This window comes from Mesorhizobium sp. LNHC229A00, from assembly GCF_000502415.1.
In the GTDB taxonomy this organism is placed as follows: Bacteria; Pseudomonadota; Alphaproteobacteria; order Rhizobiales; family Rhizobiaceae; genus Mesorhizobium.
On the sequence record NZ_AYWQ01000259.1, the window covers coordinates 1 to 252 of the forward strand.

The window sequence follows — 252 nt, forward strand, 5'->3', positions numbered from 1 at the left end:
ATGTGGTTCGAGAAGACGACGGACAATCGAAAGATCACCTCCAAGATGGAGAATTTTCTCGACTTCCATGATCCATTGCGTCGTTTGCTCTTAGAAGATCAGCGCATAAAGTCAGCGGTCGAGGAGTTGCTTGGCGAAGCTTCGCGTAGGCTCAAGGAGTTGCTGATTTTCCACTATCCCGACAGCGGCGGCTATCTCCCGCATCAGGACATTTATCACATTCCACACAAACTCCCGGACCGGATGGTCCAT

General features: G+C 50.8%; 1 protein-coding gene. It reads left to right on the forward strand.

Annotated elements, in window-relative coordinates; genetic code table 11:
* A partial coding sequence (locus X742_RS0140010; RefSeq protein ID WP_031248917.1) for a phytanoyl-CoA dioxygenase family protein occupies positions 1–252 on the forward strand: 252 nt, incomplete at both ends.